Genomic DNA, 1604 nt, shown 5'->3' on the forward strand with positions numbered 1-1604 from the left:
ATACGTTGAGGTGAAGGAGCATCGCATGTTGCTAAGTCAGCGCCGCTATAAATCTCAATTGCTGCAATTGGGGCAGATCGGAGATGATAGCGACGCAACATGCAGTGGTTCAAGCGAAGGCGTATTGGTCATACGTCGAAGCGCAGGACCGCAAATGTTGCTAAGCTAGCGCTCCGATATGCCCCAATTGCACTATTTGCGAAAGCGGACGATGGTAACCCCATACCCACCGTCGTGAGGACCTCCGAGGTTATGCTCTATGATGTAGGGAGTCCTTTTACAGAGTTCCTGTACCTCTCTCCTTAATATCCCTTCGCCGCGGCCGTGGATGACTGTTACGGAGTCGTAACCTGCCCTGTAGGCCTGGTCGAGGTACTGTTCGACCATTGGTATCGCTTCATCTATGGTCATGCCACGGACCATTATCTCGCTGGGGACTCCCGTTGGGCGGGAGACCTTGACCTGCACGGACGGGGGCGCTTTGGGGATATCTTTCTGAGGAACAAGGCTCAGCTTTGTGAAAGGAACTTCCACCTGGGCTGCTCCCGCCTGTACAAGGATTTTTTTGCCTTTTACCTCGAGAACTGTTGCCACACCCTTGGTCCCGATTATTCTTACTATGTCACCCTCTTTAAGGGTCTCTTTTGTTGATGCTACAGACTGTTCGGTTATCTTTTTCTCTTCCCTCTGATCAGCGGATTTTTCTATCTTGTGGAAGTGGCTTCTCTTCTTCTCCAGTTCGCGTCTTGCGGTCGACTCTGCATCGGCCGATTCGAGGTTTTTAATAAGTGCCCTTGCAGAATCTTCCGCGTTTTTAACTATGCTGAGAGCTTTCTTGTCGGCTTTGGCTATGAGAGTGTCGCGTTTTTCTTCTATCTCTTTGACCTTTTCTTCATAGTCTTTTTTAAGCTTTTCAAGTTTTTTGAGTGAGTTTTCTACCTCTATGCTCTCTCTTTCGAGTTTTGCGCGCTTACCGTGGAGTTCGGCTATCAGGTCTTCCATGGAGATCTCCTTGCCGCTGATAGCCTGCTCCGCCCTTTTTATGACTTCGCGGGGCATGCCGAGCTTGCCCGCTATCAGAAGTGCGTTGCTCCTTCCGGGGATACCTGTGAGTATCTTGTAGGTCGGAGATAGAGTGGCGATATCGAATTCAACGCTTGCCGTCTCGATAGAAGCAGTTGCAAGGGCAAACCTCTTGATCGGATTGTGGTGCGTGGTTGCCAGCACAAGGGTCTTTTTCTCCCTAAGCCAGTCAAGGATCGCTATGCCCAGCGCAGCCCCCTCTTCGGGGTCTGTTCCTGCTCCAAGTTCGTCAAGCAACACCAGTGAGTTCGGACCTGCCCCGCCAAGTATCTCAGTTACATGTTTGACATGCGCGCTGAAGGTGGAAAGGCTCTGTTCAATACTCTGTTCATCTCCGATATCGGCGAAGAGCTCATCAATTATTCCAAGCACAGACCCTTCGGCAGCAGGGATCGGAAATCCCATCCAGCCAAGGATCACACATACGCCTGCAGTCTTCAGTGCTACAGTTTTTCCGCCGGTGTTTGGACCTGTGATAACAAGTATCCTGTATTTATCCCCGCACCCGATGTCAATTGGCA

General features: G+C 50.7%; 1 protein-coding gene. It reads right to left on the bottom strand.

Annotated features, from left to right (window positions below):
• Positions 1–192 precede the first annotated feature (192 nt).
• Positions 193–1604, bottom strand: a 1412-nt coding sequence (locus tag VB081_RS06645; RefSeq protein WP_323400047.1) for an endonuclease MutS2, incomplete at its 5' end; no start/stop codon positions are given.

The sequence above is a fragment of the Christensenella sp. genome (assembly GCF_034927525.1).
Classification (GTDB): Bacteria; Bacillota; Clostridia; order Christensenellales; family Christensenellaceae; genus Christensenella.